Origin of the sequence: Proteus sp. fly-1013 (assembly GCF_040140245.1) — a bacterium.
Lineage (GTDB): Bacteria > Pseudomonadota > Gammaproteobacteria > Enterobacterales > Enterobacteriaceae > Proteus > Proteus mirabilis_B.
Genome location: NZ_JBEEWD010000002.1, coordinates 21997 through 39376 on the forward strand (window position 1 = coordinate 21997; position 17380 = coordinate 39376).

The window sequence follows — 17380 nt, forward strand, 5'->3', positions numbered from 1 at the left end:
TGGTGCATCCTGGAGGATTCGAACCTCCGACCGCTCGGTTCGTAGCCGAGTACTCTATCCAGCTGAGCTAAGGATGCAAATCTAAATGGCGGTGAGAGAGGGATTCGAACCCTCGATGCAGCTTTTGACCGCATACTCCCTTAGCAGGGGAGCGCCTTCAGCCTCTCGGCCATCTCACCATATTTAGAACCACTCGAAGAAGTTCTTACTGAACATCTCGTCTCTGTGTGGCGCACATATTACTTTCTCAGCCTAAGAAGTCAAACAATTTTTCTCAACTTTTTACGAATATACGTTTGTTTGAACACTTCACAAACAAACTGATGCGTTTATCATCAAGATTGGCTAAAAAAGTTCTAAACACAATGATATCGCTGATGAAAAATCATTCAAGTATTTTGTTCTCTTAGTAAATAAATTTATTCACACAGCAAATAATTGTGAAGCGAATGATTAGAGGTAAAAAGACTTTCAATTCTGTCAATCAGAATAAACGGATAGTGTAATAATAAATACAGCTCAAGGAGAGCAAAGATAGGAACAAAGAAGGGAATCAAAAGTCTTATAAAGAGAAAAGCGCCCAAACCCGGCAAAAGTGTGGACGCTTACGAATGAATTGTAACTAACTAAAAATAGGAATTAGTTTAGTAGTTATCAGTAGGCTGAGTTTTCTCGGCCTGAATTCGTTGATAGATCTCTTCACGATGGACAGATACTTCTTTGGGTGCGTTTACGCCAATCCGTACCTGATTACCTTTAACCCCTAAAACGGTTACGGTCACATCATCGCCTATCATAAGCGTTTCACCAACTCGACGAGTTAGAATAAGCATTCTTTGCTCCTTGAAAATTTACAAGAGTCGGGTCTCTAGAATTTCCCGGCCATTATCCATCATACATTGTCAATTCGTATAATCATTATTTATCACAAGTAACTCACACTTCATAACAAAATATAAATTTAGTGATTGATTATTTAACGGATTACCAATATCTCTATAAGGCGTTATCCCTACACTAACAGGGATAGCGCCTTTTTTCAGGTTGCTATCGCTTACAGATGCGATTCAACCCACTCGTCAACACTTGCCAAAGCTGCTGGTAAGGCTTCAACGTCAGTACCACCAGCTTGAGCCATATCAGGGCGACCGCCACCTTTACCGCCAATTTGCTGTGCTACAAAACTAATTAGCTCACCAGCTTTAACTTTAGCAGTTAAATCTTTAGTGACCCCAACAATTAAGCTCACTTTACCATCAGAAATAGTAGAAAGCACAATAATTGCAGAACCTAATTGATTTTTTAAATCATCAACCATTGTTCTTAACATTTTTGGCTCAACACCATTAAGCTCACGAACTAAAAGTTTGATACCTTTCACGTTTTTAGCTTGACCACCTAAAGAGGAACTCTCTTGAGCAGCTTGCTGATCTTTTAGTTGTTGAAGTTCTTTTTCTAATAAACGATGTTTTTCTTGGACTGTTTTGATTCTTTCGACCAAGTTTGTACCATCGCTTTTTAGAACTTGTGCAACAAGAGAGATAAGATCTGATTGTTCATGAATACTCTCAATTGCTGCAATACCAGTAATCGCCTCAATACGACGAATACCAGCTGCCGTACCTGACTCACTGACAATGCGGAATAAACCAATATCACCCGTTCTAGAAGCGTGAGTACCGCCGCAAAGCTCAGTAGAGAAGTCACCCATGGTTAAAACACGAACTCGTTCGTCGTATTTTTCACCAAAGAGCGCCATCGCACCTTTTTCTTTTGCATCTTCAAGATCCATTAACTCAGTGACAACTGGTGAGTTAAGACGGATTTGCGCATTTACAATATCTTCAATTTGTCGTAATTGTTCTGGTTTAACCGCTTCAAAATGAGAAAAGTCAAAACGCAGATACTTATCGTTAACTAAAGAACCTTTTTGAGTAACATGCGTACCCAGAACTTGGCGCAATGCTGCGTGCAATAAGTGTGTAGCAGAGTGATTTAAACGAATAGCATCACGACGAGCAATATCGATAGTGGCATTGATTTTATGGTTAACAATAAATGACCCTACGTTAACTTTACCAATATGACCAATAGCTTTACCGTATTTTTGCGTATCTGTGACTTCAAACAGGCTATCTTTACCTGTTAGAACACCTTTATCACCAACCTGACCACCAGACTCTGCATAAAATGCGGTTTTATTTAAGAAGATAATACCTTCTTCACCTGCTTTTAATTCAGTGACTGATTGCCCGTTATGGAAAATAGCGGTAATTGTGCCCTGCTGTTCATCATGATCATAACCAGAGAACTCACTGCGGCTATCCACTTTAATTAAACTATTATAGTCAGTACCGAAACCGCTGGATTCACGAGCACGTTTACGTTGCTCTTCCATTGCGATTTCAAAGCCTTTTTCATCAACTTTGATATTTCTTTCACGACAAACATCAGCGGTTAAATCGATAGGGAAACCATAAGTATCATAAAGGCGGAAAGCAGTCTCACCAGGAAGAACGTCATCTGTTAATTGAGCAAGCTCTTCATCTAATAGTTGAAGACCACGTTCTAATGTACGAGCAAACTGCTCTTCTTCCGTTTTTAATACTTTTTCAACGATAGCTTGTTGACGTTTTAACTCTTCACCAGCTTCTGCCATAACTTCAATTAATGGAGCTACTAACTTATAGAAGAAGGTATCTTTTGCGCCAAGCATATAACCATGACGTACTGCACGACGAATAATACGACGCAATACATAGCCACGACCTTCGTTAGAAGGAATAACACCGTCGCAAATAAGGAATGAACAAGAACGAATATGATCTGCAATAACGCGTAATGATTTATTACTTAAATCTGATGCATTAGTTACTTTAGCAACTGATTCAATTAACAAGCGGAATAAATCAATGTCATAGTTAGAGTTTACATGCTGTAAAACAGCTGTAATACGCTCTAATCCCATACCAGTATCTACAGAAGGCTTTGGTAATGGGTCCATTGTACCGTCTGACTTACGGTTAAATTGCATGAAGACGATGTTCCAGATCTCAATATAGCGATCGCCGTCTTCTTCTGGTGATCCTGGAGGTCCGCCCCAAATGTGGTCACCATGATCATAAAATATTTCTGTACAAGGTCCACAAGGGCCTGTATCCCCCATTTGCCAGAAGTTATCTGATGCAAATGGTGCGCCTTTGTTATCACCAATACGGATGATTCTTTCTGCTGGAATACCAATTTCTTTATTCCAAATATCATAAGCTTCATCATCTGTGGCATATACTGTTACCCAAAGTCTTTCTTTAGGTAAGTTGAACCACTCTTTGCTTGTTAATAATTCCCAAGCAAAATTGATTGCATCATGTTTGAAATAGTCACCAAAACTGAAATTACCTAGCATTTCAAAAAAGGTATGGTGACGAGCGGTATAACCCACATTTTCTAAATCGTTATGTTTACCACCAGCGCGCACACAGCGTTGCGCGGTTGTCGCTCGGGAATAAGGTCTATTATCCAATCCAAGAAATACATCTTTGAATTGGTTCATCCCTGCGTTTGTAAACAGCAATGTTGGATCGTTATTTGGAACCAAAGAACTGCTAGGTACTATTTGATGTCCTTTAGTATGAAAAAAGTCGAGAAACGCCTGACGGATCTCAGCGGTGCTTTTGCTCATAATTATCCCGAAATCAAGCTGGAAAAACAGAAATTAGAAATCTAGTTAGTGGAGGTTTATTGTTACCTCTACTTAGCCAACGAATACATAAGTAGGGATAAGATAGAATTTCTTCTGTCAGAAGTAAAACCCCCGATAAACTTATTCGTGTTGACATTGTAAATCGTCTAGTTTTTTTCTGAAAGTGGGATTGTTATCTGAGAATGGGACTTTTCTCTATTTAAGAGCAATTATCTTGGGAAATGTTAACAACTGAAAGTATTTTCATTTTGTAATTATTAAAAAGTATTTGTTATTACTGATTTTTTATGGAATTACTCTCTATACGTTTCTTTTCTACAAATAATCTCTTTTTCTCATGGTAATTAGTTATAAACACATAAGCACCATTACTTAAATAAGATATTAAGAGCACGATAACTTACTAAAATAAAAGCGCTTGTCAGTATAAAATTCACCTTACATCTCAACAAACCTTTAAATACAATTTAAATTAGATCCAAATATCTTGAAGATATTTATCTTTATATGTCAATTATTTACTATCTGGTGCAACCAGATTATCGTAATGATTCTTATTTAGATTAATTATTGATAAGAATATATCACCAAAATTTCACTATATAAAATTTCATACAACTACAAAAAATAGATTAGTAAAAAATATCGTTATATTAAATAAAGTAGTGTTAAAGGCTATTTTTTATAGGAAGAAAACAAAATAAGGCTAATTTTAACCCTATTTTGAATAAAAAATACGACATATAGCAAAAAGGAAGCCTTTTTAGAGCTTCCTTTTTAAGTGAGTTAAATCACATTAATTGACTAGTGTTTTACAACTACGATAATCGTAATATGTTTTAATACGCATTCAATTTAGCAATTTAGGTATTTAGGTATTTAGGTATTGGCAAAAGAATTATTCTTCTGTTTCTTCAATATCTGCTGCATTATCGCTATCGTTAGTAAAATCAGCTGCGCTAGTAAATTCGCCAGCATGATTTAATAACATTTCACGTAATTTGGTGTTTAACTCATTGTACATTTCAGGGTGTTCTTTTAGGTAAGTTGTTGCATTGGCTTTACCTTGACCAATTTTCTCACCATTGTAGCTGTACCATGCACCTGCTTTCTCTACCAATTTATGTTTAACACCTAAATCAATCAGTTCACCAAAGGTATTGATACCTTCGCCATACATAATTTGGAATTCAGCTTGTTTAAATGGTGCTGCAATTTTATTTTTCACCACTTTAACGCGTGTTTCACTACCAACAACTTCATCACCGTTTTTAACAGAACCGATACGACGAATATCTAAGCGTACAGAAGCGTAGAATTTAAGTGCATTACCGCCTGTTGTGGTTTCTGGGTTACCAAACATAACACCGATTTTCATACGAATTTGGTTGATGAAAATAAGTAATGTATTTGAGTTTTTCAGGTTACCCGCTAATTTACGCATAGCTTGGCTCATCATACGAGCCGCTAAACCAACGTGTGAATCACCAATTTCGCCTTCAATTTCTGCTTTTGGTGTTAAAGCGGCAACGGAGTCAACAACGATAACATCAACAGCACCAGAACGAGATAATGCATCACAAATTTCTAAGGCTTGTTCACCAGTATCAGGCTGAGAACACAGCAGGTTATCAATATCTACGCCCAGTTTTTTAGCATAGATAGGATCTAAAGCATGCTCAGCATCGATAAATGCACAAATTTTGCCTTCACGTTGAGCAGCTGCGATAACTTGTAGAGTTAAGGTAGTTTTACCAGAAGATTCTGGGCCATAGATTTCAACAATACGACCACGTGGTAAACCACCAGCACCTAAAGCAACGTCTAATGATAAAGAACCCGTAGAGATGGTTTCAACGTTCATGGAACGATCTTCACCCAGACGCATGATAGACCCTTTACCAAATTGCTTTTCAATTTGACCAAGTGCTGCGGCCAATGCTTTTTGTTTGTTTTCATCAATAGCCATGTTATCTCCCTCTGGGCAGTGAAACATAAATATGGGTCACTACCATTAAAACGTATATGATTTTGCTTGTTGAAACTCATTATACTGTATAATCATACAGTATCAAGTTAATTATTAATAATTTCTTTAAGTATTGATTTTAAAGAAAAAACAACAGATTCAGCTCTTACTTGCTCTCGTGAACCACTGAATATACAGTGTTTTGCCGTAGTTTGAATACCTGTTGGTGTTTTCATTGCAAAGCCGAACCAAACTAAACCAACAGGTTTTTCTTCACTCCCACCACCGGGTCCGGCAATACCACTAACAGATACTGCAAAATCTGCATTAGCTGTTATTAGTGCCCCTTTAGCCATTTGAAGAACGACTTCTTCACTCACCGCGCCGTATTTAAGCAAAGTTTGTTCATCAACACCTATCATTTCATGCTTTGCTTCATTGCTATATGTTACAAAGCCACGGTGATAATATTCAGAACTTCCTGCGATATCCGTGATAATTTTCGCAATCCATCCGCCAGTGCAAGATTCAGCCGTTGTTATCGTACTCTTCTTTTCAATTAACGCTTTACCCACCTCAATACTTAGGCGGGTCATTTCATCGTAATTTATCATTAAGGTTCATCTAACCTCTATTCTAAATCTCACTGTTTAAGATTTTTTTCTGGTGCAATCCCATAACCATAAACCACCAATTGCTAAGGCAAAGATAGCACCAAAGCCAATCCCGATAGCAACGACAGAGACACCAATGCTCGTAACTAGTGAGAATAATCCAAGCATTAATAGCATTGCCGTATTTTCACCTAAGTTTTGTACAGCGATAGCATTACCAGCACCCACACTGTGCTTTCCTTTGTCTTGTAATAACGCATTCAAAGGAACGACAAAGAAGCCACCAAAAACACCGATGATGATAAGGATTAGATAGGATGGAATAATTGAAGTTTGCAATGAGAAGTAAACAACACCAAGACCAATTAAAATACCGGCAGGCATGCAGCGGCGTACTGTTTTTAGTGTCACAAATTTAGCGGCTAATCCAGCACCGACCACAATACCAATGGCAACCATCGCATTTAATACAGTAGGTGTTGTATTATCAGTCATACCTAAAGCAATAGGTACCCATTGAACCAGTAAGAAACGCAATGTGACTCCCGCGCCCCAAAACATGCTGGTTCCCACTAAAGAAAAGCGACTTTCTTTATCAGCCCATAAAGTACGTGTAGCTTCAAGAAACTGAATAAACATTTTTTTAATGTTCCAACCACGACCAATTTGAGCTGCTGATAATTTAGGTATACCAAAGTTAACAAATACCGCTAAGGCATACATTGCCGCGCAAACACCTAATGCAAAAACAATGTTCCAATCTGAGAGCAAACCACCAATGACTGATCCCAATAAAATAGCAGCAATGGTAGATGCTTCCATTAAGCCATTTGCTTTAACTAAACGCTCGCCATCTGTTAATTCACCCAAAATGCCATATTTAGCAGGAGAATAAACAGCTGCGCCAATGCCGACTAAGGCATAACCAAGGAAAGGGTCTGAGCCTACACAAATAAGAAATGCACCTACGAATTTTAAAAGGTTGCCACTGAGCATAACCCTACCTTTAGGATTACGATCAGCAAACTGTCCTACAAAAGGTGCTAAGAGAATAAAAGCCAGCACAAAGACCATTTGTAAAACAGGCTGGCTCCACTCTGGGTAAAGCGCCGATTTAAACTGAGCAAGGATCGCAAACAATAATGCATTGTCAGCAAAAGCAGAAAGAAATTGCGATATCAATACCGCTTTCATTCCTTTACTCATTAAAGGAGGCTGGCTAATATTCTCTGACATTAGTTATTTTCCTGTTCAGCAAGTTTTTTCAATGAGACAAAATCCGTTTTCCCACTTCCTAAAACAGGAATTTCTTTGATAAAACGAATATCCTTTGGTACAGCAATTTCAGCAACACCTTCCGATTTTGCCAATGCTGACAGCGTACTACGATCTAATTGCTTATCGGTTGTGAACAGGACTAATGATTCACCTCTGCGCTTATCACTTATAGTCACAACAGCGTGCTCACCTTTAGATGCTTTACGTGCAAGTTGCTCAACACCCTCAAGAGAAACCATTTCACCCGCAATTTTTGCAAAGCGTTTTACACGCCCTTTAATAGTACAAAAACCTTCACTATCAATAGCAACGATATCACCAGTGTCGTACCAACCTTCTTCGTCAATACCTTCAGCATTGGTTGCTACAGGGACTTCCAGTTTTTCAGGTGATTCAACGCGTAAATATCCCATCATTACGTTAGGACCACGTAGTTGTAGTCTACCGCCTTCGGCAATACCATTCATTGGAATTAAGCGCCCTTCCATACCGGGTAACAAACGCCCCACTGTATGAGCTTTGGCACTCATAGGCACGTTGATTGAAACAACAGGTGCGCATTCTGTTACACCATAACCTTCTAAAATACGAATACCGAATTTCTCTTGCCATAAAACACGAGTCGATTCAGAAAGCTTTTCAGCTCCAGCAACCACATATCTGACTCTGGCAAAATCATAAGGGTGGGCAAATTTTCCGTAGTTTCCTAAAAAAGTTGATGTACCAAACAACACCGTACAGTTTTGGTCATAGACCAATTCAGGCACAACTCGATAGTGTAACGGACTTGGGTAAAGAAAAACGCGCGCCCCCAAGCAAATTGGAGTCAGTAAACAAGCGGTTAAACCAAATGCATGGAATAACGGCAATGCTGACATAAATTTGTCTTTCGGTGAAAAATCAGCAATAGCGCGAATTTGATCAACATTAGCCAATAAACTTGAATGACTATGAACAACACCTTTAGGCGTACCTTCAGAGCCTGATGTAAATAGAATAACGGCTGCATCATGTGCGTCTTGCGGTAACATCGCTTTTTTAGGCGTAACTAGGTGTTTGAGGACCCAGCGTTTATCTTCACTGGTAACAGTATCTTTTAGATCCTCAAGATAAATCCAATTCGCTTCTGGGGTTTGCTCAGGAATATGTAATAAATTCCCTTTTTCTAAAAATTGACGTGATGTAAAAATGATTTTGATTGATGCGGCTTTCATCGCATTTTGTACACCTAAACTACCCGCCGTATAGTTAAGCATTGCCACAACACGTTGACGCATTGTTGCACCTAATAGTGCAGCCGCAGTGACGGTTGTATTTGGAAGCAGTAAACCGATACGCTCTTTGGGCTCTGTATAGCGCTCAATTAATCGGCTGATCCCTAACGTTTTTTTCAGTAACCCTTGATAAGAATCTTCTTTTAGATTGATATCAGAAATTAGCGGACTAAATCGACCATATTGAGACATTGCCTGTAAAAATGCTTCATACAGCGTGATATTAGGGCGCGTTTGCATGATGGCTTCCATCATGATGTCACGCATGGCTTCACCCGCTAATCGGCGACGCTCAGAAGACTTTTCAGCTTTTGGCATCGGTAAATCAACAGCAGGAAGTACCTTGATGGTGATTTTAGGAAAGAATTGAGATTTTACTCGTAAGCTTTTACGTACTCGTGAAAAATAGCTGAATTCAGCTCCTTCAATTCTAACAGGAACAACTTTAGCGCCTGATTTTGCGGCAATAAAAGCAGCACCTTCATAAATTTTCATCAAACCATTTGTTACTGTGATCCTTCCTTCTGGGAAAATCACAACAGGACGACCTTTATCCACTTCTTTAACTAACTGACGAACAGCCATTGGGTTGGCGGGATCTAAAGGTACGATATCAGCATAACGACCTAACCATCTTGTCGTTTTTGCAGAAGCAACAGAGGTATAAACAGCAAACACAGGATTAATAGGCAGGAATAAGCGTAATAATATACCATCAATAAAAGAAGTATGATTTGGTGTAATTATACATTTTTCATATTGTGAAAACTGATTAACAAGTCCTTCAATTCTTATTCTAAATAAGAATTTAAATAGTGTTTTAAAAAACGCTATCAACATCATATCCATATCTCATTTTGCTATAATTAGCCTTACTATAAATAGGATGTGATGAAAATAAAATAGATGTTCCCTGTTTTATCCTTTATATCAGACGACTTCTTAATTATTTCGTGAGTTTTGCGAGAATTGCCTCAATAATCTCATTAATAGGTAATCCAGCATCCACAATAATATCAGCACATTGCAAATATAAAGGTTCACGTTTAACCAAAACGTCATTCATTTCTGAAACTAACGTTTTCCCCGTCAAACTTGGTCTTTGTGCTTCATTCGGATCTTGGGACAAACGCTCAACTAAAGTTCCAAGAGATGCCTGTAAATAAATAGTAACACCTGAAGATTTCATATAAGCACGATTTTGATCTGCCAAAATCATACCGCCACCTGTTGAGATAACTTGATTAGGTTGGCTAACTTGGACGAGCGCTTCTGATTCAGTTTGTCGAAAAAAATCCCAACCTTTCTCTTGAACCATAGTCGATATAGTTTGTTGATATTTTTGAGTTATCCAATCATCCGTATCAATGAATCTATAATTTAACGCGAGGGAAAGTGCTTTACCTACTGTTGTTTTGCCTGCACCTCTAGGTCCGATAAGGTAAATTGTACTATCCATAAAATGCACTATCTCCATAGTGTGTTCCCTTTTAGGGGTGTAATTAAAAATTTACATGCTGTAAAGTATAAAATATCATACCTGATGTAACAAAAAAATAAAGCCACACTTTAGAAAAGTATGGCTTATTTATTCATATTAACAATTAGCTACGAATTGTATTATCGCCGTAGCCAATCCATTTATAGGTCGTTAGAGCATCTAATCCCATCGGGCCTCTAGCATGTAATTTCTGTGTACTAACAGCAACTTCGGCACCTAAACCGAATTGTCCACCATCAGTAAAACGCGTACTTGCATTAACATACACCGCAGCCGAATCAACTTGGCGAACAAAGCGATCAGCATTTGCAATAGATTGCGTTAAAATAGCGTCAGAGTGTGCAGTTCCATAACGGCGAATATGACTAATTGCTTCAGTTAAACCACTTACCACTTCTACATTTAAATCAAGTGATAACCATTCATCGCAATAATCTGCATCTTTCACATCAACAACAGTAGCTCCGCCTTTTTTCAGCCCTGCCAGTGCCTTTTCACTTGAATGTAAAGTCACTTTTTGAGCTGCCATAGCATCGCTTAACAGTGGTAAAAATAGATCTGCAATATTCTCGTGTACTAAAAGCGTTTCTAAAGAATTACACGCGCTTGGACGTTGTACCTTTGCATTTACGATAACCGTTAATGCTTTTTCTAAATCTGCACTCTCATCCACAAAAGTATGGCAAACACCGATACCACCAGTAATAACTGGAATGGTTGATTGTTCACGGCAAAGTTTATGCAGCCCTGCTCCGCCTCGTGGAATAAGCATATCAATATACTCATCCATTTTTAGCATTTTAGCGACTAACTCACGATCAGGCTTATCAATTGCCTGAATAGCGCCGGCTGGAATACCACATTTTTCTAATGCTTGTTGAATAACCGCAACAACTGCTTGGTTAGTGTGATGAGTTTCTTTTCCGCCACGAAGAATAGCCGCATTACCTGTTTTCAAACATAAAGAAGCAACATCAATCGTAACATTAGGGCGAGCTTCATAAATAACACCCACAACACCCAGCGGCACACGGCGACGCTCTAAACGTAAACCGCTATCTAACATACGACCATCAATAACTTGACCCACAGGATCTTCTAAGCGACACACTTGTCGAACATCATCGGCGATCGCTTTTAAACGTGCTGAATTAAGTAATAAACGATCAAGCATAGCGGCATTGATATTGGCTTCGCGAGCCGCTTGCATATCTTTTTCATTTGCTGCAAGAATTGACGCTTCTTGTTGTTCTAATAAATCAGCCATAACTAATAATGCCTGATTTTTTTGCTCTGTTGATAGTTGAGCTAAATGCCAAGATGCCTCTCTTGCAGATTTACCCATTTGTTCTAACATCAGAAGGCTCCTTAGCTAACAATCATATCATCACGATGCACAGCAACACTGCCATACTCGTAACCTAAAATTTGACTAATTTCTTGTGAATGGTGCCCTGCAATTAAACGCAATGCATCACTATTATAGTGCGCAACACCATGAGCGAGATCTTTACCTTGTAAACTTTGAATGCGAATAACACATCCACGAGAGAAATCGCCTTTAATCTCTTTGATACCTTTTGGTAAAAGGGAGCTACCTTTTTCTTTAATTGCGTTTTCAGCCCCTTCATCAACTACTATTACACCAGCAATTGGCGCACCAAAGATCCACCGTTTACGCGCTTCTAATGGACTTTGTAAGCCATGAAATAATGTTCCAACAGGTTCATCATTGATCACTTTGGCAATAACTTCAGGTTGTACGCCGGCGGCGATGACAACATCAATACCCGCGCGTCCTGCAACGGTTGCTGCTTGCAATTTTGTTGCCATACCACCCGTGCCTAGACCAGATACGCTATCACCCGCCATTTGGCGTAACTCATCATTGATATCAAAAACTTCAGGGATCAGTTTAGCATCTGGATTACTACGAGGATCAGCCGTGTAAAGCCCTTCAATATCCGTTAGTAATAACAGCTTATCAGCACCACCTAAAATAGCGGCTAATGCTGACAAGTTATCGTTATCACCCACTTTAATTTCAGCAGTGGCAACAGCATCATTTTCATTGATAACGGGAATAATATGGTTATCTAACAGCGCATGTAATGTATCACGCGCATTCAGGAAACGTTCTCTATCTTCAATATCAGCACGTGTTAATAGCATTTGACCAATATGAATACCGTAGATAGCAAATAACTGTTTCCATACTTGAATTAAGGCACTTTGCCCCACAGCCGCAAGCAACTGCTTTGACGCAATAGTTGCGGGCAAATCAGGATAATTCAAATACTCACGTCCTGCTGCAATTGCACCAGAAGTAACAATAATAATCCGGTGCCCTTTTTCGTGTTGTTTAGCGCATTGGCGAACCAGCTCAACAATATGAGACTGATCCAGACGTCGTGAACCACCAGTAAGTACACTCGTCCCTAATTTAACAACCAGCGTTTGGCTGCTACTCATAACATTTACCATTCTTGTTGATTATTTAAAAAGATAATACACAGTTTTATCAGGAGAGAAGCGTTATGCCAACTGACATAACGCAAAATCTATGAAAAGTTGCCCTAACACAAAATTAGGGCTGAATGGGAAGAGGAAATTTGTTCATTTTTTCATCGGGGATGAGTGTCATCTCTAATTCACTCACCGCAAGTTGAAGAAATTCATGAAAACGAATAAGTGTTTCATTGATTGACTCAACAACATCATTCTTACTTATGTTCTGATGGAGCCAATCACCATTTTTATCGAATAGCCCAATTTGATAATGATAAATAAGCTGTTCATTATTACGTTCTAATTCCATCCACCAGCCCCAAAACTCTCGTTTTTCCGGCGCGACTTTTTTATTTACACAAACTGCTAAACAGTCAAAAAAGAACTGGCTCTCTTGGCATTGTTGCTCTCGGATATAAGGCCCGATTTGAGCAAAACGCTTTAATAACTTACCTCGGGTAGGGTTCAAAGATGAAGTCATAAATTCAGTCTCCTTAGAAACTCTACTGTTATATAATCTAATATAATTAGCAAGTTATTGTTCAAAATTAATTATATTAATTTATCATAGATCCAATCTGCACTTTTTTGTAACGCGAGCTCTAAACCTTCATAAAGCGGTTTATCATTAATAGCAAGAATGTCACCATCCATAGAGGAGCGTGCAATTAATTGCGAATCCTCTTTAGGGCTCATTTCATCCCCTTTCCAATAAACCCCCATCATAGGAACAGGCATACGTCGCCCAATCAAACCTTGGTTTTTCAGAGAATAACTGCTTAACGATAATCGAAGATTATTCTCGTCAATATTCCATAATCCTAAGCGGCTTGCTAACACATCAAGATACATCACAGGAATTTTTTTCTGTAATTCAGCTTGGGTAAAGAAAGTGTGGATCAACGGACCTAAGGCAACAACACCTTTAATCAATTTTGGGTAGATATAAGCTAAACGCACAGCAATATTACCGCCAAAGCGAAACCCCATCACACCAACACGAGTATGATCAATCCAAGGTACTTCAGAAAGTTGCTTTAGAACTTCACCTTGTAAATGGCATGTATCTTCCGTTAGTTTTTGTTTTACTGAATAACCAATTGCGGGCATATCCAGAGTTAACATTGCAATACCTTTAGGGGAAAGATAGTCACGGAAGAAGCTAACATAATCGCTTTGTAAGCCGTCTAATCCGCCGCAAAATAACACGGTAGGATAAGGGCCTCTACAATCTTTGGGTAAATGTAGAAAACCTGTTGTCGTCCCTTTTCCTTCTAATTTAAATGTCAGTTTCTTGACTTCAAAAGAAGAAAATTTCGTCGCATTCTCAAAGGCTTTCATCGACAAAATAACGGCTTGATCCGCTAAAAAATCACCATTAATAAAGGGATATGCGGCAATACTATAAAGATGAGCGGCTTGTAACCAACAATCTGCTGCAGCATCACCAGACTCTTCACGTAATGCTTTTTGTTGCCAGATCATCGCTTGATGCGACCACTCAAATGACCAACCACCTTTACGATACCCGATAACAGTATCAATAAATTTATCATCACTACGAGGGGCATCCTGTACCGCAATTCGGCTTAACACCTCTTCTATCTCAATAGGAGAAATTCCACGCCAAATCCACAGTAAACGTTGAATAGTTCGATACCAATTTTGTTGGCTCGTACCATTAAGCACGCTATAGGTATTAATATTCGATTTTGGATGGGTATACTGAATTAGCGTTGAGGTTTCAGCGTGTTTTGCTCGTGGCTTAAATAAAGTTTCAGAAAGATTCGTATTGTTTGCCATATCACTCTTCAAATCAGTGGATATCGTATAAAGGGGCTTAAAAGTCTGGCTTTATCATAGCATGAAATTGACTGGAACAATGTGTATCACGACAAGCAATCGCACGAAGACATCATTAAGAGGAAGAGAAAAAAGCTTCAAAACAAAAATCCCCGCCTAAGCGAGGATCTCAATTAAAACAGCAAAACGAATGCTATCGACTTATTTTTGATCGCAAACTGGTGGAATAAAGGCAACACCCATATCCCAAGGCTGTTCAATCCATGTATTTTGCGGAATATCAACCACAAAATCATCCACTAAAGGACGCCCTTCTGGTTTTGCAAAGATAGTGACGAAATGCGCTTTTGGATACATGTCACGAATAACTTTAGCAGTACCACCAGTATCAACTAAATCGTCAACAACGATAAAGCCTTCACCATCACCTTCTGCTTTTTTTAAGATTTTGAGGTCGCGCTGATGATCGTGGTCATAGCTAGAAATGCAGACTGTATCCACATGACGGATACCTAATTCACGAGCAAGTAATGCAGCAGGGACTAATCCCCCACGGCTGACAGCAATAATGCCTGTCCACTGTTCGACTGGTAATAAACGTTGCGCCAATTGACGGGCATGTATTTGCAACATATCCCACGTTACAACATATTTTTCGCTCATAATATTGTGATCCTAGCTACTTGAATTTCGAGAGAAGCTTTTTTGCGGAAAAAAAGGTTGCGCGAGATTATAGTGATTTGAGCGCCTAAAAACCAGAGAAAACGTGAAAACAGGTGAGATTATCCTCATTTTTTTCTGTAATGTCTTTTTATGATTAAAAAACGAACTATATAAAAAATGAATGCAAATAGAGATCTAATTTCTTAGATAGAGATGTGAATAGAATGACGCATTCATCAGAAGAAAGTGATATTCTCAACTATATTGGCGTATAACGCTCAGAATAATAAAGCTAACCCTTAAAATAGCGGTAGGCTATCAATAACACAGATGCTGTTAGAGGAGATCCATCGTGTCTGAACTATCTACTCTATCCCCACAACCACTATGGGATATTTTTGCAAAAATTTGTTCGATTCCACATCCATCACATCATGAAGAAGCCTTAGCTTCCCATATTCTTTCTTGGGCAAGTGAAAAAGGTCTTTTTGCACAGCGCGATGCAGTTGGCAATATTTTAATTCGTAAACCAGCAACTAAAGGCATGGAAGATCGTAAAGCCGTTGTTTTACAAGCACACTTAGATATGGTGCCACAAAAAAACAACGACACCGTTCACGACTTCACTAAAGATCCGATTCAACCTTACATTGATGGTGAATGGATCAAAGCTAAAGGCACTACATTAGGTGCTGATAATGGCGTAGGTATGGCATCTGCATTAGCTGTTTTAGCTGACGATACTGTTAAACACGGTCCATTAGAAGTCCTGTTAACTATGACTGAAGAAACCGGCATGGACGGTGCATTTGGTTTACAACCAGGTTGGTTACAAGCTGATATTCTTATCAACACAGACTCTGAAGAAGAAGGTGAAATCTACATGGGTTGTGCGGGTGGTATTGATGTTAAAACCACAGTAAGCCTTTCTTACGATGCTATCCCAGCAGGTCACATTGTTAAGCAACTGGTTCTGAAAGGATTAAATGGTGGTCACTCAGGTGGTGATATCCATTTAGGTTTAGGTAACGCAAATAAATTATTAGCGCGTTTCTTAGCGGGTCATGCAGAAGAATTATCACTGAAATTAATTGATTTCCACGGTGGTACACTGCGTAATGCTATTCCTCGTGAAGCAAACATTGTTTTTGCAATTCCTGCAGATAAAGCAAGCCAACTAGACGCAGTAAAAGCGAAATTTGAAGCTCTGTTAAAAACTGAATTAGCTATTGCTGAAAAAAATCTGAAAGTTGAATTAATTGATACAACAACAGATAAAAAAGTTTTCACCGCAGATTGCCAAGAGCGCTTAATCAACCTACTTAATGCTATGCCAAATGGCGTTATTCGTATGAGTGACGACGTTGAAGGTGTTGTTGAAACTTCATTAAACGTAGGTGTTGTTAGCATTGTTGACGATAAAGTAGAAATCCTATGCTTAATTCGTTCTCTGATCGATAGCGGTAAAACCTATGTTGTTAGTATGCTGACAGCATTAGCAAAACTGGCTAAAGCGGATATCGAAACCAAAGGCGGTTACCCAGGTTGGAAACCAGATGCAGACTCTCCTGTTATGCATTTAGTTCGTGACACTTACCAACAACTGTTTGATAAAGTGCCAAACATCATGGTTATCCACGCGGGTCTTGAGTGTGGTCTGTTCAAAAAACCTTACCCAGATATGGATATGGTTTCTATTGGGCCAACAATCCGTGGTGCTCACTCACCAGACGAGCGCGTTCACATTAAGAGCGTCGGTCAATACTGGCAATTATTAACTGCAATTTTAAAAGCGATCCCTGCTAAATAATTTTGCTTTAATGTTAATAATGAAACCCGCTTAATTGGCGGGTTTTTTGTGCCTAAAGCTATCACCAAAAAATAAATTATCCCCTCAAATCACACGCCATTTCCCTTAAAGATCATAATTTATTCCTCATATAGCCAATTCCACAATCACTTATTCCATTATGGAATAAAAAATAAATCTTAATAAATTAAACATATAGAATGCTAATCATTATCATTAGCATTAATATTTCCGGAGTGATATTTTCATGGCTTCCG

General features: G+C 38.7%; 13 protein-coding genes and 2 tRNA genes. 1 reads left to right on the top strand and 14 read right to left on the bottom strand.

Annotated features, from left to right (window positions below):
- The 14 genes from ABN236_RS04030 to gpt form a co-directional block, all read right to left on the bottom strand.
- Positions 1 to 77: transfer RNA gene (locus ABN236_RS04030), tRNA-Arg, on the bottom strand.
- A 9-nt stretch (positions 78 to 86) separates the two neighbouring features.
- Positions 87 to 179, bottom strand: a tRNA-Ser gene (locus ABN236_RS04035).
- Between the two features lie 465 nt (positions 180 to 644).
- Entirely contained in the window at positions 645 to 833 is a 189-nt protein-coding gene (gene csrA, locus ABN236_RS04040; RefSeq protein WP_004244778.1) for a carbon storage regulator CsrA, read from the bottom strand.
- 221 nt (positions 834 to 1054) lie between these two features.
- A complete protein-coding gene (alaS, locus tag ABN236_RS04045) occupies positions 1055 to 3682 on the bottom strand; it encodes an alanine--tRNA ligase (RefSeq protein ID WP_270754140.1) in 2628 nt (875 codons plus the stop codon).
- A 919-nt stretch (positions 3683 to 4601) separates the two neighbouring features.
- Entirely contained in the window at positions 4602 to 5672 is a 1071-nt protein-coding gene (recA, locus tag ABN236_RS04050) for a recombinase RecA (protein ID WP_349473423.1), read from the bottom strand.
- A 107-nt stretch (positions 5673 to 5779) separates the two neighbouring features.
- The gene (pncC, locus tag ABN236_RS04055; protein ID WP_349473424.1) at positions 5780 to 6286 is read right to left on the bottom strand and encodes a nicotinamide-nucleotide amidase; all 507 of its coding nucleotides are present in this window, start codon (positions 6284 to 6286) and stop codon (positions 5780 to 5782) included.
- Between the two features lie 36 nt (positions 6287 to 6322).
- Positions 6323 to 7522 (bottom strand): lysophospholipid transporter LplT, encoded by a 1200-nt coding sequence (lplT, locus tag ABN236_RS04060; protein WP_088493493.1) that lies wholly within the window; start codon positions 7520 to 7522, stop codon positions 6323 to 6325.
- Positions 7522 to 9681 (bottom strand): bifunctional acyl-ACP--phospholipid O-acyltransferase/long-chain-fatty-acid--ACP ligase, encoded by a 2160-nt coding sequence (gene aas, locus ABN236_RS04065; protein WP_349473425.1) that lies wholly within the window; start codon positions 9679 to 9681, stop codon positions 7522 to 7524. Before aas ends, lplT begins: the two co-directional genes overlap by 1 nt.
- A 103-nt stretch (positions 9682 to 9784) precedes the next feature.
- On the bottom strand, positions 9785 to 10297 hold the full coding sequence (gene aroL / locus ABN236_RS04070) for a shikimate kinase AroL (RefSeq protein ID WP_349473426.1): 513 nt from the start codon (positions 10295 to 10297) through the stop codon (positions 9785 to 9787).
- A 145-nt stretch (positions 10298 to 10442) separates the two neighbouring features.
- Positions 10443 to 11696 carry a glutamate-5-semialdehyde dehydrogenase gene (locus ABN236_RS04075; protein WP_349473427.1) on the bottom strand — a complete coding sequence of 418 codons (1254 nt, stop codon included), beginning with the start codon at positions 11694 to 11696 and terminating at the stop codon, positions 10443 to 10445.
- A gap of 11 nt (positions 11697 to 11707) precedes the next feature.
- Positions 11708 to 12811, bottom strand: a complete 1104-nt coding sequence (proB, locus tag ABN236_RS04080) for a glutamate 5-kinase (protein ID WP_036911879.1) — start codon at positions 12809 to 12811, stop codon at positions 11708 to 11710.
- A gap of 115 nt (positions 12812 to 12926) precedes the next feature.
- Entirely contained in the window at positions 12927 to 13328 is a 402-nt protein-coding gene (gene crl, locus ABN236_RS04085) for a sigma factor-binding protein Crl (RefSeq protein ID WP_075672399.1), read from the bottom strand.
- Positions 13329 to 13399: 71 nt separating this feature from the next.
- Positions 13400 to 14650, bottom strand: a complete 1251-nt coding sequence (frsA, locus tag ABN236_RS04090) for an esterase FrsA (RefSeq protein ID WP_088493497.1) — start codon at positions 14648 to 14650, stop codon at positions 13400 to 13402.
- 201 nt (positions 14651 to 14851) lie between these two features.
- Entirely contained in the window at positions 14852 to 15313 is a 462-nt protein-coding gene (gene gpt, locus ABN236_RS04095) for a xanthine phosphoribosyltransferase (protein WP_023580994.1), read from the bottom strand.
- A gap of 352 nt (positions 15314 to 15665) precedes the next feature.
- Here gpt and pepD point away from each other — a divergent pair, with 352 nt between their 5' ends.
- Positions 15666 to 17123, top strand: coding sequence for a beta-Ala-His dipeptidase (gene pepD, locus ABN236_RS04100; protein WP_349473428.1), 1458 nt, complete (start codon positions 15666 to 15668; stop codon positions 17121 to 17123).
- Positions 17124 to 17380: the final 257 nt, after the last annotated feature.